Origin of the sequence: Cellvibrio fontiphilus (assembly GCF_042646205.1) — a bacterium.
GTDB lineage: Bacteria > Pseudomonadota > Gammaproteobacteria > Pseudomonadales > Cellvibrionaceae > Cellvibrio > Cellvibrio fontiphilus_A.
Window position 1 is genome coordinate 874,942 of sequence record NZ_JBHRTF010000004.1, and the last position, 20,404, is coordinate 895,345.

Annotated in this window: 18 protein-coding genes; 9 read left to right on the top strand and 9 right to left on the bottom strand. The window is 51.4% G+C overall.

Annotated features, from left to right (window positions below):
• The first annotated feature begins 180 nt into the window (after window positions 1–180).
• The 4 genes from ACFODX_RS12295 (at window position 181) to ACFODX_RS12310 (ending at window position 4,518) form a co-directional block, all read left to right on the top strand.
• A complete protein-coding gene (locus tag ACFODX_RS12295; RefSeq protein WP_378119503.1) occupies window positions 181–891 on the top strand; it encodes a FadR/GntR family transcriptional regulator in 711 nt (236 codons plus the stop codon).
• A 102-nt stretch (window positions 892–993) separates the two neighbouring features.
• Window positions 994–1,779 (top strand): SDR family NAD(P)-dependent oxidoreductase, encoded by a 786-nt coding sequence (locus ACFODX_RS12300; protein ID WP_378119505.1) that lies wholly within the window; start codon window positions 994–996, stop codon window positions 1,777–1,779.
• A gap of 179 nt (window positions 1,780–1,958) precedes the next feature.
• A complete protein-coding gene (locus tag ACFODX_RS12305) occupies window positions 1,959–3,524 on the top strand; it encodes a sodium/sugar symporter (protein ID WP_378119507.1) in 1,566 nt (521 codons plus the stop codon).
• A gap of 112 nt (window positions 3,525–3,636) precedes the next feature.
• Window positions 3,637–4,518: an SMP-30/gluconolactonase/LRE family protein gene (locus ACFODX_RS12310; protein WP_378119509.1), complete on the top strand. Its 882-nt coding sequence runs from the start codon at window positions 3,637–3,639 to the stop codon at window positions 4,516–4,518.
• 8 nt (window positions 4,519–4,526) lie between these two features.
• Here ACFODX_RS12310 and ACFODX_RS12315 read toward each other — a convergent pair whose 3' ends face one another.
• On the bottom strand, window positions 4,527–5,483 hold the full coding sequence (locus tag ACFODX_RS12315) for an AEC family transporter (RefSeq protein WP_378119511.1): 957 nt from the start codon (window positions 5,481–5,483) through the stop codon (window positions 4,527–4,529).
• A gap of 117 nt (window positions 5,484–5,600) precedes the next feature.
• Entirely contained in the window at window positions 5,601–7,016 is a 1,416-nt protein-coding gene (gene uxaC / locus ACFODX_RS12320) for a glucuronate isomerase (RefSeq protein ID WP_378119513.1), read from the bottom strand.
• A gap of 469 nt (window positions 7,017–7,485) precedes the next feature.
• On the opposite strand from uxaC, the gene ACFODX_RS12325 reads away from it, so the two are divergent.
• Window positions 7,486–7,836, top strand: a complete 351-nt coding sequence (locus ACFODX_RS12325; RefSeq protein ID WP_324257820.1) for a pentapeptide repeat-containing protein — start codon at window positions 7,486–7,488, stop codon at window positions 7,834–7,836.
• Here ACFODX_RS12325 and dinB read toward each other — a convergent pair.
• Entirely contained in the window at window positions 7,833–9,041 is a 1,209-nt protein-coding gene (dinB, locus tag ACFODX_RS12330) for a DNA polymerase IV (protein WP_378119516.1), read from the bottom strand. The genes ACFODX_RS12325 and dinB overlap by 4 nt on opposite strands.
• A gap of 202 nt (window positions 9,042–9,243) precedes the next feature.
• Here dinB and ACFODX_RS12335 point away from each other — a divergent pair, with 202 nt between their 5' ends.
• Window positions 9,244–10,791, top strand: a complete 1,548-nt coding sequence (locus tag ACFODX_RS12335) for an alpha-N-arabinofuranosidase (RefSeq protein ID WP_378120097.1) — start codon at window positions 9,244–9,246, stop codon at window positions 10,789–10,791.
• Between the two features lie 147 nt (window positions 10,792–10,938).
• Here ACFODX_RS12335 and cysK read toward each other — a convergent pair whose 3' ends face one another.
• The 4 genes from cysK to ACFODX_RS12355 are packed head-to-tail and all read right to left on the bottom strand — an operon-like array spanning window position 10,939 to window position 14,934.
• Entirely contained in the window at window positions 10,939–11,850 is a 912-nt protein-coding gene (cysK, locus tag ACFODX_RS12340; protein WP_378119518.1) for a cysteine synthase A, read from the bottom strand.
• Between the two features lie 42 nt (window positions 11,851–11,892).
• Window positions 11,893–13,002 carry an ABC transporter permease gene (locus tag ACFODX_RS12345; RefSeq protein WP_324257817.1) on the bottom strand — a complete coding sequence of 370 codons (1,110 nt, stop codon included), beginning with the start codon at window positions 13,000–13,002 and terminating at the stop codon, window positions 11,893–11,895.
• Window positions 12,999–13,970: an ABC transporter ATP-binding protein gene (locus ACFODX_RS12350; RefSeq protein WP_378119521.1), complete on the bottom strand. Its 972-nt coding sequence runs from the start codon at window positions 13,968–13,970 to the stop codon at window positions 12,999–13,001. Before ACFODX_RS12350 ends, ACFODX_RS12345 begins: the two co-directional genes overlap by 4 nt.
• Entirely contained in the window at window positions 13,963–14,934 is a 972-nt protein-coding gene (locus tag ACFODX_RS12355; RefSeq protein ID WP_378119523.1) for an HlyD family secretion protein, read from the bottom strand. The genes ACFODX_RS12350 and ACFODX_RS12355 overlap by 8 nt, the downstream gene beginning before the upstream one ends.
• A gap of 171 nt (window positions 14,935–15,105) precedes the next feature.
• Between ACFODX_RS12355 and ACFODX_RS12360 the strand changes: the two genes are divergently transcribed.
• Genes ACFODX_RS12360 through ACFODX_RS12370 form a run of 3 tightly spaced genes read left to right on the top strand, consistent with a single transcriptional unit; the run spans window position 15,106 to window position 17,302 of the window.
• Complete coding sequence (locus tag ACFODX_RS12360) at window positions 15,106–15,519, top strand: DUF350 domain-containing protein (RefSeq protein WP_378119524.1); 414 nt, start codon at window positions 15,106–15,108, stop codon at window positions 15,517–15,519.
• A gap of 19 nt (window positions 15,520–15,538) precedes the next feature.
• Window positions 15,539–16,126, top strand: a complete 588-nt coding sequence (locus tag ACFODX_RS12365) for a DUF1190 domain-containing protein (protein WP_378119525.1) — start codon at window positions 15,539–15,541, stop codon at window positions 16,124–16,126.
• Window positions 16,127–16,129: 3 nt separating this feature from the next.
• Window positions 16,130–17,302 (top strand): glutathionylspermidine synthase family protein, encoded by a 1,173-nt coding sequence (locus ACFODX_RS12370; RefSeq protein ID WP_378119527.1) that lies wholly within the window; start codon window positions 16,130–16,132, stop codon window positions 17,300–17,302.
• A gap of 112 nt (window positions 17,303–17,414) precedes the next feature.
• On the opposite strand, the gene ACFODX_RS12375 is transcribed toward ACFODX_RS12370, so the two are convergent.
• Both ACFODX_RS12375 and ACFODX_RS12380 read right to left on the bottom strand, forming a co-directional pair.
• A complete protein-coding gene (locus ACFODX_RS12375) occupies window positions 17,415–19,055 on the bottom strand; it encodes a Na/Pi cotransporter family protein (RefSeq protein ID WP_378119530.1) in 1,641 nt (546 codons plus the stop codon).
• A gap of 33 nt (window positions 19,056–19,088) precedes the next feature.
• Complete coding sequence (locus ACFODX_RS12380) at window positions 19,089–20,402, bottom strand: sodium ion-translocating decarboxylase subunit beta (protein WP_378119532.1); 1,314 nt, start codon at window positions 20,400–20,402, stop codon at window positions 19,089–19,091.
• Window positions 20,403–20,404 lie beyond the last annotated feature (2 nt).

Sequence of the window (20,404 nt, forward strand, 5' to 3'; positions counted from 1 at the left end):
TGACTAAAGCTACTGCCTCTTGTTAAATAACCTGCGCCTTTTTCAGGGCGCAGGTTTTGTTTTTTTAGGGTCGACATAAAAGCGGTTTCCGCGATTCATCTGGGCATTTTAGCTGTTCCAACCGCCTAAAATGCTTGTCGGAAATCCTACAAATATATAATATAAATAGGCTAATTAACTATGCTGGACACAGGGCGTAATCTTACTCACCAGTTAACCCATCAATTGGGTGCGGCAATTGTTCAAGGTCAATACGCGATTGATAAATCCTTCCCCACGGAAGCTGAACTATCGCAACAATTTAATATCAGCCGCAGCGTTACCCGCGAAGCGGTAAAAATGCTGACAGCCAAGGGCTTGATTGCCTCTCGGCCACGGCAGGGCATCAGGGTGATGCCCAGTAGTCACTGGAATATGTTTGATGCGGATGTGCTCAGTTGGACGCTTAATGCACGCCCCTCGCTGGAACTCTTGCGGGAATTCACCCAGTTGCGCATGGCAATTGAACCTGAGGCTGCCGTATTGGCGGCAGAAAACAACCAGGATGAAGTGCGGATTAAAGCGATAGGCGACGCACTGGCGCGCATGAAGCGTGCCGACGAAGGCTTGGACGACCCCCTGACGGCGGACATCGAATTTCACTGCGCAATCCTGGCGGCGGGCAATAATCGCTTCTTTTTCCAGTTGCGCGAGTTTATCCAGGTGGCCTTGCGGGTGAGTATCGCCAGCACCAACCAGTTAAAAGGTGTGCTGACGGCAGATTACGATGATCACAAACGTATCTACGACGCGATTTGCGCCGGTGATGCGGAAGCTGCGAGCAAGGCGGTCAAAGTCTTGCTGCAGGAGGTTATGCAGTTGATTAACTTATCTCTGGTGAAAAAGGTTTAAGGATAGCCAAGGCCAAACAGGCATCAAAATACCTTTGCAGGTTGAATGATTCTGCCTAAGCTCATAACAGCCCAGGCTGCGCGACTCCAGAGAGAAATGACCATGTATAGCTATTCAGCCCATACAGAATACACTCGCTACCCCAGTTTAGCGGGGCGCAGTGTGTTTATTACCGGCGGTGCCACCGGGATTGGTGCCGCCTTGGTTGAGGCGTTTGCCGCGCAAGGCGCGCGTGTTGCCTTTGTGGATATAGACACCGCTGGTGCGCTTGAACTCTGTGAGGTTATTGCTCACAAAGGCTTTATGCGCCCCTGGTTTGAAACCTGCGATGTCAGCGATACCGCCGCACTGCAGCAAAGTATTGGTCGTGCACGCGCGGTCAATGGCGATATCAGTGTGTTAATCAACAATGCTGCCAATGACCAACGCTACGATACCCGGAGCATGACGGCAGAGTTGTGGTACAAGAGTTTGGCGATCAACTTGCACCCGGCATTTTTTGCAGCCCAGGCTGTGCAGCCGATGATGGCAGCGGTGGGTGGTGGTTCGATCATCAATATAAGCTCCATCAACGTGGAGTTCGGGCCGCCCAATCTGGCCAGTTATATCACTGCCAAAGCGGGTATCCTGGGGATTTCCAAAGCCCTGGCAACGGATTATGGGCGCGACAATATTCGGGTGAATTCCATTTTGCCGGGTTGGGTGGCAACACCCAAACAATTGGAAAAATGGTTGTCACCAGAAGAGGAAGAAGAATTAATGAAGCGTGTGTGCCTCAAAAAACGTTTAGGGGCTCACGACGTGGCGAACCTGGCACTCTTCCTCGCGGCGGATGATTCCGCCATGATCACCTCCCAAGAATTTATTGTGGATGGTGGGCGAATTTAAGCACTTATAACATTCAGTGCAGCACGCAAGACAAGCCGGAAGCATTCATTGGTGATCCCAGTGAATGCTTCTTGTTTAAAGGGCTATTCGATTTTTACCCAATTGATCGGCGCCAATAAAAACAAAATTTTTTAATAACAGGATGCTTCCAACCACAGCATCACACCACAGAGGTCAATATGATTTTAAACGGACTCGATATCGGGGTATTGGTTGCTTATACCTTGATTTTGCTTTTTGTCGCCTACTGGGTTTCGCGTGAGAAACCCGGCCATGAAAAAAATGCCAACGATTACTTTTTAGCAAGCAAGTCACTACCTTGGTGGGCGATAGGCGCATCACTTATTGCAGCCAATATTTCCGCCGAACAAATTATCGGTATGTCTGGCTCAGGTTATGTGATTGGTATGGGCATCGCCGCTTATGAGCTGATGGCTGCTATTACCTTGATTGTGATTGCTAAATATTTCCTGCCGATTTTCCTCGCCAAAGGCATATACACCATGCCGCAGTTTTTGGAGAACCGTTACGATGGCCGCGTGCGCACCATCATGGCGATTTTCTGGCTGGCGCTTTACACCTTTGTAAACCTCACCTCGGTGCTTTATTTAGGTTCTTTGGCAATTTCGCAATTCCTCGGTGTGGACATGCTTTACGGCATGCTTTTCCTGGTGCTTTTTTCTATGGCTTACTCCGTTTATGGAGGCCTCAAAGCAGTTGCCATGACCGATATTGTGCAGGTCATTATGTTGGTGTTGGGTGGGTTGTTTGTGAGTTATCTCGCACTCAATCAAATTTCTGGCGATACCGGTGTGGTGCAAGGCTTTGTCACGCTGATGGAAAAGGCGCCGGAAAAATTCGACATGATTTTGTCTAAAGATAATCCAAACTACATCAGCTTGCCCGGTATCTCTGTATTGATTGGTGGCTTGTGGATTATGAACATCAGCTACTGGGGTTTTAACCAATATATTATCCAGCGTGCCCTTGCCGCCAAGAGTTTGCAGGAAGCACAAAAAGGTATGGCGTTTGCGGCTTACGTAAAATTATTTGTGCCGATTATCGTGGTGTTGCCTGGAATCTGTGCTGTGGTGTTGGCGCCAGATCTGGCTAAAGCTGACCAAGCTTATCCAGAAATGATGAAGCTTTTGCCACACGGTTTATTGGGTGTTGCTTTTGCTGCTTTGGTTGCGGCTATCGCATCTTCACTGAGCTCCATGAGTAACAGTATCTCTACCATTTTTACTATGGATATCTATAAAAAGTTAGTTAATCCAGAGGCGAGCGAGCACAAATTAGTATTTGTCGGCCGTGCAACTGCATTAATCGCTATGGTGATTGCCATCTTGCTCGCCAAACCATTGGTGGGGCAATCGCAACAGGCGTTCCAATTTATTCAGGAATTTACCGGCTTCTTTACTCCCGGTATCGTTGTTATTTTCCTGTTTGGTTTCTTCTGGAAAAAAGCCAGCGCCAACTCCGCTTTGGCCGCCGCTATCGGCTCTGTGGTTTTCTCTGCGCTGTTCTACAAATTCCTGCCAGAGTTCCCGTTCATTGATCGCGTAGGTGTGGTGTTTGTACTTTGCTGTATTGTTGCTGCCGCTATCACCTTGCTTGGTGGCACCAAAGAGCAAGCCAATGCCATTCATTTGGATGATGTCAGCTTTAAAACTACCAGCGGTTTTAATATTGCGTCCGTCGGCGTCGTCTTAATCCTCGTCGCCATCTACGCGACCTGGTGGTAAGCTGCCCAGCCCTTGTGCACTGAAAAAACGCCCCGCTTGGGGCGTTTTTTTTGCCGGTTATTTTTTATTTTCTCCCGTTGTTTTCTCAATTTATTTTTCAAGAGAACAAAGCATGACACAACTGACACTTATCGATAGGGTTCCTTGCGCTAATCAATTGGGCGAGGGTGTGCAATGGAACCATGAGGATGGTTGCTTTTGGTGGACAGATATTCACGGAAAAAAACTCTGCCGCTATAAATTGGCGACTAAACAATTTACGCAGTTGGATCTGCCCGAACGTTTGTGTTGTTTCACCTTCGCTAAAAACGATGCGCGTTTGCTCGCTGCGTTTGAATCAGGTTTTGCCTGGTTTGATCACAATACAGGCGCAATTGAATGGATCGCAAAACCGGAAGCGCACATCAAAGGTAATCGCTCCAATGATGGCCGCTGCGATAGGCAGGGACGTTTCTGGATGGGCACTATCGTAGAGAACCGCACCAGTGAAACACAAAGTGCGAGCCTCTATTGTTTGCAAAAAGATTTTTCCGTCACGCAACATTTTAGTGGTTTGATGATTTCCAACGCCCTCTGTTGGAGCCCTGATTCGCGCAAGCTCTACCACGCGGATTCACCCAGCCACAGTATTCGGGTCTACGATTTTGATGCGGAAAGCGGTGAATTATCCAACCCGGAAATCTTCGCTCACACCGCCTTGGGCGTAGAGCCGGATGGTGCCTGTGTGGATGCAGATGGCTATGTGTGGAATGCCCAGTGGGGCGGTAGCCAAGTGGTGCGCTACGCGCCGGACGGTAGTAAAAACCTGGCCTTGGATTTACCGGTCACTCAACCAACCTGCGTGGCTTTTGGCGGTGAACAATTAAACCTCTTGGCTGTAACCAGTGCCCGGGTTGGTTTAACTGACCTGGCATTGAATCAACAGCCGCATGCAGGTGATTTATTTATTTTTGCCACGCCATTTAGCGGCCTAACGGAAAGTCGGTTTGGTTGATTTGTGTGTTAAACAAAATGCAACAGCTCCAGGAGCCACAGCCCCAGCGTCACTGTTAGCAGTGACCAGAGTGTTGTTTGCACCACAATATTGGCGGCCAGCAACGCGTTGCCTTTCATGGCTTGCACCATTACAAAACTTACCGTGGCGCTGGGTGATGCGGCCAATATAAATAGAATGGCGAGGTTTTCCCCGCGCAGGCCCAATCCAATGGCAATGCCACAGGCCAGTAATGGCGATAGGATTAATTTCCACAGGGTTGCGCTGAGTGTGGCTGCATCCGGCCGTTTTAATTGCGATACATCCAGTGCGCCGCCAATACAAATTAAGGCAAGTGGCAGCACCATTTGACTTAAATATTTTCCGCTATCCAGTAACACCTCTGGCATTTTTAAACCGGTTTTATTGAGCAACAGCCCGGCTGCAATAGCCAGCATTAGCGGGTTCTTGATAATTCCGCTCATTGTTGCTTTCAACGAATTGCCAGATTGCTGCAGGCTGCGGTTGAGTGCATAAATGGAGAGTGCATTGTAAAGCACAACGGTCATGGCGACGGGCAGGGTAGCGGTTGCCAAACCGCGCTCACCGTAGGCGTTAGCGCAGAATGCCAACCCAAGAATCACTAAATTACCGCGAAACGCGCCCTGGATAATGACGCCGTGGTCGCGTGGTTCCTGGGTAAACCAATGCGCCGTCATCAAACTGCCCACAAATACCAGCAAAGTCATTAGGGTGAACGCAATGAGGACAGCGGTATCGGCTATGTGACTAAAATCGGCGCTCGCGCTGGTTATAAATAACATCACCGGCAGGCCGATGTTGTACACCAAACCCGAAGCGCTTTTGATAAAACTGTCATCAATCATGCCGCGCTTTTTTAACAGGGTGCCAAGAAATAACACCACAAAAACTGGCGCAGTGATGCTAAAGGCGAAGGCGAAAGTGGTGAGCGCGTTGGTTAACAAAGTGAATTCCCAATAAATAATTAAGCCCGGCAAGCCGGGCTTAATTATCGCATGCCTGATATTTAATGCTCAGGCAATAGTTTTGGAGCAGCTACTTCTGCAAGTTATTTCTGTGCTTTATTCAGGCACTACAAACGGGAAATAGTTTTTTGCGTTGTTGTAGCTAATATCCTGAATCATCTTGCCGACCATCTTGGTGTCGTTGGGCACCAGGCCTTTGGCCATGTCGCGGCCCAACATGCCACACAAAATACGGCGGAAGTATTCATGACGCGAATAGCTCAGGAAGCTGCGGCTGTCGGTAAGCATGCCTACAAAGCGGCTCAGCAAACCTAATTGACTCAGCGCTTCGATCTGGCGCGTCATGCCATCCATTTGATCGAGGAACCACCAGCCGCTGCCAAATTGGATCTTGCCGGCGGCAGAGCCGTCCTGGAAGTTGCCAATCATGGTGCCAATCATTTCGTTGTCGCGTGGGTTCAAATTGTAAATGATGGTTTTGGCGAGTTTGTTTTGGTCATCCAAGCGGCCCAAAAATTTCGCCAGTGGTTTGGCGTAGTTGTGATCGCCAATAGAGTCAAAACCGGTATCGGCACCCAAGGTGCGGAACAGGCGTGGGTTGTTGTTGCGAATCGCACCAATGTGGAATTGCTGCACCCAGCCTTTTTTGTGATCCTGCAGGGCAAACTCCACCATCATGGCTGATTGGAATTTTTCGATTTCCACCGCATCCAGATCTTTGTGGCTGCGAATTTTGAGGAAGATGGCTTTGATTTCCGCTTCGGTGTAGTCCGCGGCGTACACAGTTTCCAAGCCGTGATCCGACAAGCGACAGCCGTTTTCGTGGAAGTAATCGTGGCGAATATCCAGCGCTTTGATCAAATCCTCGAAGGTGTTGATGTTGATATCGGCGGCAATCGCCAGACGATCCAGATACTTGTTATAGGCGGCTGTGTCTTCCACCATCATGGCGCGATCAGGGCGCCAGGTGGGTAGCATCGCGGACTTGAATGAGCTGTCTGCCGCTACCGTTTTGTGGTGTGCCAGATCGTGGATAGGGTCATCAGTGGTGCACACCAATTTTACATTGGCTTGGGTCATCAGGCCGCGCGCGCTAAATTCAGGGGTTGCGAGCAATTCGTTACATTCATCCCAGGTGCGTTTGGCAGTGCTGCTGTCCAACAGGCGGTCGGTAATTCCAAAGGGTTTGCGCAGTTCAAGGTGAGTCCAATGGTACAGCGGGTTGCGCAGGGTATAGGGCACAGTTGCGCACCACTGTTCAAACTTTTCCCAGTCGCTGGCATCGCCAGTGCAGAAGCGTTCATTGACTCCGTTGGAGCGCATCGCGCGCCATTTGTAATGGTCACCGGCCAGCCATACCTCAGTAAGGTTTTTGAATTGTTTATTTTGGCCTACTTGCTCGGGTGGGAGGTGGCAGTGGTAGTCAATGATGGGCATGTTCTTGGCGTACTCATGGAAGAGTACTTTGGCCTGCTCGGTGTCGAGCAAAAAGTCGTCGTGGATAAAGCTCATTCTCACAATTCCTCAATAATGCCGAAGCGACAGCAATCCTGCGTGAGGCTGTGCAATGGCAAGATAAATTTTTTACGCTCAACGCCTCTCATGGCTCTGCTCAAATAGCGAGCTGCCAACCTGTGTGGAGGGAGACTGGTTGAAGATTTTATTCCGGCGGGTTTAGTGCCCGGGGGAATAAGTTTGACCGAGGATTGCCTGCCTAAAGGCTAGATGAATACCCAACATGAGTTTGTTATAGGTTGGGTTGTGCCGCTATGTTGCAGCTTGTGTGTAAGTGTAACCCTTGACGCACAAAATACCAACCGGCGAATTCAGAGTTTAATGCTGCTGTTACGCGCATTAAACGGCGGTGTAACCGTTTCCATTTGCAGGGCTTTATTCGGGTAATCGGTTAAGCAAAATTATCGCCATGAGCTATAGTCTAAGTGCGTAACCTATCTTAATTGCGCCACCTATGGAGCTTATTATGACCAAGCCTATCATCCACCAGAATCCGCTTTACCAATTATTAAAAGCGGAACGAGTTGCTGAATTTAACGAGCGTAAAGCGCGCGGTGAAGTGAAAGAAGGCATGTTGCGCGGTGGTGATTTTCGCGGCCTGGATTTGCGCGAGCTGGATGCCAGTGGTCTGGATTTGCGCGATGCTTATTTCCGCGGTGCCGATATTCGCGGTGTGGATTTTCGCACCACACAATTGGAAGGTGCGAGTTTTTGTCAGGCACATTTTTCCGGCGCCTTTTTTCCGCGCGAAATCAGTGCAGAAGAGTTGCGCCTCTCTTACGACATAGGCATACGTGTGCGCTACAACACGCGCTAACTGGCGTGTAGTTTGAGTTCAGTTGGTTGCTGCGAAGCAGATAGTCTGTGCATTTTGTAGTGCACCTTTTCCTGCATTGTTTGCTGTATGGCTCGCTGCAGGTTTTCCTGCATAAATAAATCCAGTTGCACATGATGATTGTGCTCGCGCAAGTCTACAAACCGTACACCTAATCCCAATAATCGCACAGCTTGTTGTTTGCGTTGATAGGCTTCGCTGCACAGCGAGACAAACTCCTCCAGTTGAATAGCGTTTGCACTGCGTTCAATCGTGGTGATGCTGAAATCAGAAAATTTTATTTTTACAAATAATTTAATCACCTTGTAATCATCATCTATCCGGCGCAAGCGTATCGCGAGTTGTTGGCTGAGCGCGGGCAATTCATGTAAACAATGCGATAAGCTGGGTAAATCCTGGGCAAAGGTGTTTTCCACACTGAGCGATTTGCGCCGCCGGTCGATAGTTAACTGGCGCTCATCTATGCCGCGACTTAATTTGTACAAGCGCGAGCCCATTTGTCCAAAGCGCTGGGACAATTCAAACACTGATAATTTTTGTAAATCGGCGCAGGTAAAAATATGCAGCTCCGCCAGTTTGGTGGTCATGGCTTTGCCCACACCATAAATTTTTTTCACTGGAAGCTTGGCGACAAACTCATTGACTTGCGCCGGTGTAATCACAAATTGGCCGTTGGGTTTATTCCAGTCGCTGGCAATTTTGGCGAGGAACTTATTGGGCGCAACACCGGCTGACACGGTGATGCCAATTTCTTTATGGATGCGCGCGCGAATCTCTTGCGCAATCAGTGTAGCGCTGCCTTTAAATTCTTTGCAGTCACTCACGTCGAGAAAAGCTTCGTCGAGCGACAAGGGTTCAATTAAATCCGTGTAATCGTAGAAAATATTGCGCATTTGCTGCGATGCTTCGCGATAAGCCTCCATGCGGTGCGGCAGGATTAGTAAATCCGGACAGAGGCGTAGTGCGGTACTGGAGGGCATGGCTGAGTGCACACCAAAGCGCCGTGCCTCGTAATTACAGGTAGATATAACGCCGCGTCTGTCACTACTGCCACCTACCGCGATGGGGCGATGAGCAAGGCTGGGGTCATCGCGCATTTCAATCGCGGCAAAAAAACAATCGGCATCGCAATGGATAATTTTGCGCATGGTTAGTCGTTGCTGCTGTAAAAAAGCTATAGGTTGCATACAGGTAGCTGTATTTAAATACAGTATTTGTGGTTTGTCATCCATTTTTACCTGCGAAGTATTTTTCAGCGTTCAATCGCTGTCGTAAATTTAGGTTAACTTGTATGACAATAATATGTTTTTGCCTTTATGCTCCTGTTTCACCGCGTGTAAACCACAAACAGCGCAGAGCGATAACAACAAACAGGAGACACCTATGAGAATGATAAAACCCTTGGTCATGGCATTGGGCTTGGGCATGAGCCTTGGCGCTCTCGCCGATACCCAAGTCAAAATCGATGCGGCCAAAACCGGCCCGGTCATCAATAAAAACATCTACGGACAATTCGCCGAGCATTTGGGCCGAGGTATATACGAAGGTTTGTGGGTCGGCCCTGATTCGACTATTCCCAATACCAAAGGGTGGCGCAATGACGTGGTGGGCGCATTAAAAGAATTGCAGGTGCCGCTGATACGCTGGCCCGGCGGGTGTTTTGCCGATGAATATCACTGGCGCGAGGGAATCGGCCCGCGCGAGCAGCGTCCGGCACGTGTGAATACCAACTGGGGCGGCGTAATAGAAGATAACGCTGTAGGTACCCATGAGTTCTTTGATCTGGTTGAAATGCTTGGCGCGGAAGCATACGTAAACGGCAACCTGGGAACCGGCACGCCACAGGAAATGGCAGAGTGGCTGGAGTACATGACCTCGGACAGTAAATCCACACTGGCCGAGCTGCGTCGCAAAAATGGCCGCGATAAACCCTTTCGTGTGCATTATTTTGCGATTGGTAACGAGGCCTGGGGTTGTGGCGGCAATATGACGCCCGAGTTCTACACCCATCTCTACAAGCAATACGCCAGTTTTTTAAAGACGCCGAAAGACAACACGCCCGTTATGATCGCCAGTGGCGGGCACACTGAAGACACCAGCTGGGCTGACCACTTGACGGCTAATGTCAAACCCAACTGGAGTTTGCGAATGGATGCCGTGAGTTTCCACTACTACACCTTGCCGACTGGCGATTGGGTGAAAAAAGGTGCTGCGACGGGTTTCCCCGAAAGTGAATGGATGTCCACCATGGTGAACACCCTGAAGATGGATCAATTCATTATCAACAACAAAAAGGTGATGGATAAAAACGATCCCGAGAAAAAAGTCGGTTTCTACGTGGACGAGTGGGGCACATGGTATGACGTGACTGGCGATGACGATCCAGGCTTCCTGTATCAACAAAACAGTATGCGCGATGCAATTGTGGCGGCGTTGAATTTCAATATTTTCCACAAACATGCTGACCGTGTGCACATGAGTATCATTGCGCAAATGGTTAACGTACTGCAGGCGATGATTTTGACGGACAAGGAAAAAATGATCCTGACGCCGACTTATCACGTGTTCAAAATGTACAAGCCATTCCAGGATGCAACTTCACTGCAGATTGAGCTGAAAAATGTGGCGCGTTACAAGTTGGGTAAATCGTCCATCCCGGCAGTGAGTGCAACCGCTGCGCGCGCTAAAGATGGCAAGATCTACATCGCACTGGTGAACGCCAATCCAAATCAAGCCGAGAAAGTCAGCGTTAATCTGGCGGGTGTTGCTATGAACTCGGTGAAAGGTGAAATTTTGACGGCAGCGGCTATGGATGCACACAATACTTTTGCTGCGCCAGAGAATGTTAAACCTGCTCCATTTGCAGCAAATGCAGCAAACGGTAAGTTGGCGATTGATGTTCCTGCAAAATCCGTCATTGTGGTGGCGGTGGAATAAAAAAAGGGCGTGATAAATCACGCCCCTGCAAGATAAAACCATTTTGTCATGTCGTAAGGGCGCAATTTATTGCGCCCTTTTTTGTTTGCTGTGTTCGCTTTGGATTTGTTTATGTTGATTGCGCTTTTGGGTTAATTTTTGGATAAATTAAAACAAATCCTCAATCGATAAATAGCGTTCACCAGTATCGTAACTAAATACAATAACGCGGCTGCCGGGTTTCATGTCTGCTTGTTTTTGCGCGACGGCGGCGAGTGTCGCGCCGGATGAGATACCCACAAAAATCCCTTCTTTCAGTGCACACTGGCGCGCCATATCAAACGCAGCTTCTTCGCTGACCAGAATGGTGCCGTCCAGAGTGTCTTTATCCAACACCTGTGGGATAAATCCGGCGCCTATACCTTGCAAGCGGTGCAAGCCTTTTTGGCCGCCGCTAATCACTGGTGATTTTTCCGGCTCAACCGCAAACGTTTTTAATTGTGGAAATTGCTCTTTCAATACCTGACTACAACCGGTGATATGGCCACCGGTGCCAACACCGGTAATCATGTAATCAATGCCCTCGGGGAAGTCGGTAAGAATTTCCTGCGCGGTGGTGTTGCGGTGAACTTCCACATTGGCGGGGTTGTTAAATTGTTGTGGCATCCAGCTGTTAGGGTTTTCCGCGAGCAATTCATTGGCTTTGGCAATACAGCCGCCCATACCTAATTCTTTGGGCGTGAGCACTAATTCTGCGCCCAGGGCTTTCATGTATTTGCGGCGCTCTACCGACATGGATTCCGGCATGGTGAGAATTAATTTGTAACCTTTTACCGCACATACCAGCGCTAAACCGATTCCGGTATTACCCGAGGTTGGTTCGATGATGAGCGTATCTTTATTGATCAAGCCTTTTGCTTCTGCATCTTCAATCATGGCCAGTGCGATACGGTCTTTAATGCTGCTGCCGGGATTAAAACGCTCGACCTTCATCCACACTTCAATATCGCTGCGAAATAAATGGTTGATGCGAACATGTGGTGTATTGCCAATGGTCTGCAAAATATTATTGAATTTCATAAGCTTCCCTCGTGAATAAATAAGTCGGTTGGAATTCTACGCCTAGTCCAGGCGTTTCTTAAAGCGACTTGCTGCCGCTATGACCCCCAGCACGGTAAACCCGATCAACCACCACAAGTCTGGTTGTAAATCTTCCAGCGTTGCGCCGCGCAATACTATGGCGCGTACCATGCGGATAAAGTGAGTCGCCGGCAGCGCTTCGGCAATCCACTGCGCCGCCTCCGGCATGCCCTCGTAGGGGAACATAAAACCGGAAAGTAATATCGATGGAATCAGCAGAAACACCGTGAGCTGCATCGCCTGCAATTGGGTTTTGGCGATGGTGGATACCAGCAGGCCAAGCGTGAGGCTGGCGCTGATAAAGGCGAAAACGCCGAGCACCAGCTGATCCAACCGGCCATTGACCGGCACATCAAAAATCAGGTGGCCGAGGCCGAGAATAATCGCGACCTGAATCAAGCCGACAAAAATATAGGGCACGATTTTACCGATCATAATCTCGCTGGAACGCACCGGCGTGGTGATCAGCAATTCCAGATTGCCGCGCTCGCGCTCGCGTACCAGCGCCGCCGAGGTGAACATCACCATGGTCATGGTGAGCACAATCGCCACCAGCCCCGGCACAATGTTGACTGCCGAGCGTCGTTCCGGGTTGAAAAAGAGCGCAATTTCAAAGGTGTTTTTGCGCGCGATGGGCTGCGCCTCAAAGCCGCTGGCAAAGGGCATTTGTTGCAGCGCGAGCAGGGCGTTGCTGACCATGGTGTCGGAGCCATCGATCAGCCACTGGGCAATAGGGCGCTGGTCTTGCAGGCGCTGGCCAAAATCCTCGGGGATCACCAGCACCGCGTGCACATGGCCACGGCGAATTGCATCTTCCGCCAGCGCGGGCGTTTGATAGGTTTCGGTAAAACTCACCACTTGGGTGGCGGTAAGGTCGCTCACCAGTGCGCGTGCCGTTTGGGTGTGGCTTAGATCCACCACGCCTACCGGCAAGTCGCGCACATTGGTATTGATCGCAAACCCAAATAGCAATAATTGAATGAGTGGCACCATCACCACCATGCCAAAGGTTGGGCGGTCGCGCGTTAATTGGCGCAGCTCCTTAAACACAATCGCGCCTATGCGCTGCAAGCTCTGACCCAAGGCGTTCACTGACGCGCTCCTTGCCCTTCGGCGTTGTTGCCGGTGCAGTGCACAAACACATCCTCAAGGCTGGGGCGTACAGCATGTATCTGGCGATTGGCGACCAATGCGGGATGTGTGGTGCGCAGCCAGCTTTCCGGCTCATCAATGGATTCTTTGATAAGCACGCGCAAATGCGTGCCCTGTTGTGCGGTGGAGACGACTTCTGGCAGTTCACCCAATTGCTGTTTAAGCAGGCGCAGGTTCTCGCCGTCGATCTCCACCACCCTGGCACCCAGTTCGCGCATCAGTTGCGCGGGTGAGCCATCGGCGCGCTTCACACCGCCCTCCATAATCGCCAAACCGTGGCAGCGCTCGGCTTCGTCCATGTAATGGGTGGATACCAGAATGGTGGTGCCGCCGTCGCACAAGTCGAACAGCTTTTCCCAAAAGTCGCGCCGGTTTTCGGGGTCTACGGCGGAGGTGGGTTCGTCCAGAATCAGTAATTCCGGCTGATGCAGAGTGGCTGCGGCGAGTGCCAAACGCTGGCGTTGCCCGCCGCTGAGCGAACCGGCCAGGCGGGTTTTACGCTCGTTTAATTGATAGCGGCTGAGCTGGCTGTCGATCAGCTGTTTTACTGAGCGACTTTCCAGGTTGTAGATCTGCGCCATAAAACGCAGGTTTTCCTGCAGGGTTAAATCGTCGTAGAGCGAAAATTTTTGCGTCATATAACCCAAGCGGCGGCGCAGCAATTCCGCCTGTGCGGGAATCTCCATACCCAATACCCGCACGCTGCCTGCACTGGGGGTGAGCAGGCCGGTGATTAAACGCATACTGGTGGATTTGCCACAGCCGTTGGGGCCGAGGAAACCGTAAATCGTTTTATGGGGGATGCGTAAATCGAGCGAATCCACTGCGACAAAATCGCCAAAGCGGCGAGTCATTCCCACTGTTTCTATTGCCCAGTCTGGCAAGCCTGAATCCTTAAACTCACTCATGCGGCAGCTCAACCTGTACAGGTAATCCGCTCGGTAAGTTCGCGGCGGAATCGGGAAGTTGCACCTCAGCCAGATATACCAAACGCGCTCGGTCAGTGGAGTTGAGCGCAAAGTAGGGGGTAAAGGCAGCGTCTTGCGAGATCCAGCGCAGCTTGCCGGTTTGTGGCTGGTCGAGGCCATCGATATGGATAACCAATTCCTGCCCCGCACTCACTTTCAGGCGATGGGTTTCAGGGATATACACCCGCGCGTAGGGCGCTTTTTTATCGAGCAGTGTCGCCACTGCTTCACCGATGCTGGTGCGCTCGCCCAGGTGTTTGGGCAGGTGGTCAAGCCGCGCATCGCCAGTGGCGCGAATGCTCAGTTCGCTCAAATTGTATTGCTCCAACTCCAGCGCAGCCTTGGCGAGCGCAACTTGTGCTTCGGCTTGCTGCAAGTCCTCTTCGCGCGTGCCGTTGGTGAGCAGCAATAAGTTCTCATGGGATTTATCCAAATTGGCCTGCGCTGAATCGCGTTTGGCGCGGGCGCTATCCAGCTCGGCTGCGCCCGCAAGTTTTTTACTTACCAAGGTTTCAGCGCGGGCAAAGGTTTTTTGCGCTTCTATTAATTGCGCTTCGGCGCCTTTGACTTGTGAGCGCGCGGCCGCAATATCTTCCGGGCGCGCGCCGTTTTGCAGTTTGCTGAGGTTGGCCTGCGCGCTGGCGAGGTTGGCCTCGGCCTTGGCAACTAGCGCCTGCTGGCGGCGGTTATCGAGCTGTACCAATAAATCGCCCGCTTTTACTTCACTGCCTTCAGCAATCGGTAATTGGGTAATGATTTCTGCAGCGGTGGCTTTGAGTACAACGCGGTCGCGCTCCAGTGTGCCCAAGGCGAGGTTGGTGTTGTTATCCTTGCAGCCGACCAGCTGGGCACTTAATGCCAATAACAGGCTGCAACCGAGGGCATTAAACATAACTGACTTCATAAACAAATCCCTGAACTATGGACAATGCTGAGTGTGACAGAAAACGCGGCTAAAAATAGTTAACCCTTAGAGGCCAGGCCTTGCCATTTTTCAAGATAGAGCCACGCTGGCTTTTGTGTCAGAATCCCGCCAGTTTTTGCTTTTCTCACTCTGTTAACAAAGGAACTATCCATGCTTGAAACTACCATGTCATCCCTCAATGGCCTGCCGGCTTTTCTCGCGTATTTTGCGATGGCGATTGTACTGCTGCTGTTATTTATCCGTATTTATAGTTGGGTAACACCGCAGGACGAATTGGCGCTAATTAAAGCCAATAATGCCGCCGCTGCACTGGCATTTGGTGGTGCGCTGATTGGTTTTGCCTTGCCATTGTCCAGCGCGATTACCCATTCATTGTCGCTGTTGGATTGTGCGCTCTGGGGTGCGGTGGCGCTGGTGGTACAAGTGCTGACTTTTGTGGTGTTGCGTGTTGCGATTCGCCAACTGCCCGAGCGTATAAATCAGGGGGAAATTGCGACCGGCGTTTTTGTGGCTGCCAGCGCAATTGCCGTAGGTTTAATCAATGCTGCATGTATGACGTATTAATTTTTTATAGGCCATATTTATGAAACAGACAAAACGAGTAGTCATGAAACGCAGTAAAAAAGCGGCACTGGTATTGATGGTGCCGGTTGCAACCCTGCTGCTTGCCGGCTGTGGTGAAGAGCGCGAACAGGCGATGGTATTCAGCGACCCGAGTGAGTGCAGCGCAGCAGGTCTCAATGACACGGCGCAATGCAATGCCGATTACGCCGCCGCCCAAGCCTTGCATCCGCAAGTCGCGCCCAAGTATTTAAACAAAGAAGAATGTGAAACTGATTTTGGCCCCGGCCAGTGTGAAACGGCGCCCCAGCAAACCGCGCAGGGTGGCAGCGTATTTATGCCGATGATGATGGGTTTTCTCGCTGGGCAAATGATGGGCAATAACGCCAGCAACCTGCAGCAGTCTGCCGGCTCCAAAGTGCCTACCCAGCCGCTCTATAAATCGCGCGATGATCGCAGCACTTTCCGCACCGCAACTAACACTCCGGTTGCCAAAACCATTGGCCCTATCAGCCTGAAACCATCACAAGTGCAGCCACAGGTCGGCCAAGTGGTTCGTCGCGGTGGTTTTGGTGCGCAAGCGGCATCGCGCAATAGTTTTGGTGGTTGATCGATGAAACGCATCAGTGTTGCCGAGCGCGCCAATTGGCGCGCTTACGCCGAAGAAGTGGGATTTAATTTTCACACCTTCGACGGCGAACCCTATTGGGATGAAACCGCCTACTATCAATTCAGTTTGCAACAAATTGAAAATGATCTGGAGGCGCCTACCGAAGAGCTTCACCAAATGGTGATGGACATGGTGGGCGACATCACCCGCAGCGAAGAAATGCTCACACTGCTGAATATCCCGCGGGATTTTTGGAGTTATGTCTGGAATTCCTGGAACAAGGGCGAGCCGCATTTGTACGGCCGTATGGATTTGGTGTACAACGGTTTTGGCCCCGCCAAATTGTTGGAATTAAATTACGACACACCAACATCATTATTTGAAACCGGATTTTTCCAGTGGGTGTGGTTGGAAGATCAAATTAAAAATGGTGTCTTGCCTGAACACGCGGATCAATTTAATTCGCTGCACGACAAAATCGAACAAGCCTTTGCACAACTGGATTTGCCGCAACCATTTTATTTCGCCAGCGTGCGCGACAATCAGGAAGATTTAGGCACAGTCAATTATTTGATGGACATGGCGGCGCAAGCGGGCGTGGATGTTCGCTATATCCCCTTGGAAGATATTGGTGAGCTGAATGAACAGTTTGTGGATTTGGACAACCAGCCGATTAAAGGCCTGTTCAAACTCTACCCCTGGGAATTTATGGTGCAGGAAAATTTTGCCGATACCATCAAGGCAGCCAATACCCAAATGCTGGAACCGGCATGGAAAATGTTGTTATCCAACAAAGGTATTTTGCCGTTGCTCTGGGCGCGCTACCCCAATCACCCCAACTTGTTGCCCGCCTATTTTGAAACGGCCAGCAGTGAGCCACTGGGTGCCGGTTGGGTACGCAAACCGCTATTCTCCCGCGAGGGCGCCAATGTGGATTTAATTACCAGCAGCGGTGAAAAAATCTCCGCCGCCGGCCCCTACAACGATGGTCGCTACGTGCGCCAAGCTTTACACCCCCTGCCAAAATTTCGCGATGAATACCGCAACGCCGACACCTACGCCATGCTCGGCAGCTGGGTTGTTGGTGATAGCGCCGCCGGTATTTGTATCCGCGAGGACGCAACACTCATCACCAAAGATTCTTCACGGTTTTTACCGCATATTATTTTGGATTGATTGAGTCATCATAAATGCAGCGCCAAGTCCAAACGATTGGCGCTTCATGGATGGAATTTAATATTTAATTTTTAGGAATCTGCGCCATTTTAAAGATGGCAACGTTACCGTTTTACCCCACATCATCCTCAATTAAACCGCGGGTAGTTGCTGCCTTGTCTGCTGCTTTGTGGTTGTGATCCAGCAGGTGGCCGGCTTTGATGCGTGTTTCTATGGCGCGGCGGCTGGAGTCCAGGTTATCCAGAATTTCTTCCAGTTCGCCCAATTCCAACTGGCGGTTGACGGCGCTGTTGAGCAATTGCAGGCGCGCCTGGCGGTGGGCTTCGCGCAGGCGATCTACCAGCGGGGCAATGGCGGGGTTTTCTGGCGACAGGTCGGGGTCCAGGCAATCTTCGGCCATCAACAAAAAACTGGCGAGCGCCTCCTTACAGGGTTGATCGGCAAGTTGATGTTGCCCTTGTACCAGATTGTGTAACGCCGGAATCAGTTGGGTGGTTTGCTGAAAGTAGCGCGCACAATAGAGCGCGTCAGCCAGGTCGTCGGCGGTGCTCTGTTCCATGGCGTCGGCGCGCAGTCCGGCGATAAAACTGCCAATCGCTCCTCCCAGTGTATGTGCGGCGCTGCTGCGTTTGGTCAGGTCGGTATTGCTGTGGTTGGTGTCAAACGCATCGCGCAACAACCCAATCACAGTGTTACTCAGGCGCGCCAATTCGCGTTGGATGGCTGCCACGGCAAGTGCCGGGGTTGGGCTGAGGGTGGTATCCAGATACTGGGGTTGGCTGATGTCCTCTTCGGCGCTGCGGAACAGCTTTTCCAAAAGTGAAGCAAATTTGCCGGTCAGCGGCAGCATGATGATCACACCAAGCAGGTTAAAAACACTGTGAAATAGCGCCAGCATCGCTGCCGGGCTGTTGTGAATGCCCAGCAGGGTGGCTAATTCACCAACTAACCATAAAAACGGGAAAAAGAGGATCAGCGCAACCAAGCCGGTGATCAGGTTGAAGCCTATGTGGCTAAGTGCCAGACGCTTGGCGGCAGCGGTAGCCCTTAATGCCGCAAATGCTGCTGTTGATGTTGTACCCAGATTTGCGCCTATTACTGCTGCCGCTGCCCCTTCAAACCCCATAAGCCCTCCGGCGGATGCGGTGAGGACTATGGCAATGGTTGCGCTGGATGATTGGGTAAGCAGGGTGGCGATAAAACCAATCAGGGCCATTAGCAGGGGTGAACTTAGGGTGGCGTTGCCAAGATTGCTGCCCAGATTCATTGCCAGATCTGCAAACGCAGTTTCCAGCAAATCCAGACCAAAAAAGAACAAGCCGAAGCCGGTGATCGCATCCCCCAAGCCTTTGCTGCGGCTGTGCACAGCAACCAGCCGCATCACAACACCCAGGGTGATGATGGGCAGCGCCAAGGCCTCAATGTTGAAGCTGAAACCGATAATGCTAACCAGCCAGGCGGTCATAGTGGTGCCCAGGTTCGCACCAAAAATCACGCCCATGGCTTGGCGCAGGTTGAGGATGCCAGCATTCACAAAACCAATACTGGCAACCGTAATGGCGCTGGACGATTGCACCAACCCGGTAATTACCGTGCCAGCCAAAACGCCTCGTAAGGGGGTGGATGTCCAATTGCCGAGCAGGTATTTGAGGCGATTACCGGCAAAGAGTGTCAGTCCTTCGGTCATCAAGCGCATGGCCAATAAAAAAATAGCCAAGCCGCCCAAGGCCTGTAACAGGCTGGTCAGGTTCACAGATAGCTCCTGAGGGAGAAAACACCAGCGGGGTTAACCCGCTGGCAAGTTGGACACGATAGTAATCATCACGCCCGCCGCGATGGCTGAGCCTATCACCCCGGCTACGTTTGGCCCCATTGCATGCATCAACAAATAGTTTTGCGGGTCAGCCTGCAAGCCGAGTTTGTTGGATACGCGCGCGGCCATGGGCACAGCGGATACGCCGGCAGAGCCAATCAGCGGATTGATTTTGTGTTTGCAAAAGAGGTTCATGGCTTTGGCCATGAGTACACCGGCTGCTGTGCCGATCCCAAAGGCGACAATACCCAGTGCGAGAATGCCCAGGGTTTTGGGGTCGAGGAACTTGTCCGCCGCGAGTTTTGAACCCACCGCCAAGCCGAGGAAGATGGTGGTGATATTAATCAGCGCGTTTTGCGCTGTGTCAGACAGGCGATCCACCACACCCGATTCACGCATCAGGTTACCCAAACAGAAAGCGCCCAGTAGCGGGGTTGCATCGGGCAGGATCAGGCCAACCAGCGCCAGCATCACAATCGGGAAAATGATTTTTTCGCGTTTGCTCACGGTGCGCAGTTGCTGCATCACAATGCCGCGCTCAGCTTGGGTGGTGAGCAGGCGCATGATGGGCGGTTGGATCAGCGGAACCAGTGCCATGTAGCTGTAGGCGGCAACGGCGATGGCACCCAGCAGGTCTGGCGCCAACTTGCTGGCGACATAAATCGCCGTTGGGCCATCGGCGCCACCAATAATGCCAATGGCGGCGGCATCGGCGATGGAGAAATCCAGGCCGAAATAACTTAATCCAATTGCCCCCAATACAGTCGCAAAAATACCAAATTGTGCGGCGGCGCCGAGGAGCAGAGTTTTGGGGTTTGCGAGCAGGGGTCCAAAGTCAGTCATGGCGCCAACACCAATAAAAATCACCAGTGGTGCAATACCGCTGGCAATTGCCACCTTGTAAAAGGTGTAGAGCATACCGTCGTTGTAACCAGCTGCCTGCGCGGTGTGCAGTGCTGTTTGGTAGAGTTCCGGGCTGCCATTACTGAGCGCTTTATAGATGACGGCATCCGCCGTATCCGCGCTCAGGCCTGCCAGTTGGGCCAGGGCGATACCTATTTCGGGCGTCCCGTTGTGCAGTGCATGTTCCACCGCCGAAAACGCGAGGCCGGCGGCGGGCAGGTTGGCCAGTAGGCCGCCAAAACCAATCGGCACCAACAGCATGGGTTCAAAACCTTTGCGGATGGCGAGGAACAGTAGCAGCAGGCAAATGCCGATCATAATCATCTGACCGGACTGCATGTGGTAAATACCGGTGGATTGCCAGAGTCGTAGCAGGGTATCCATCA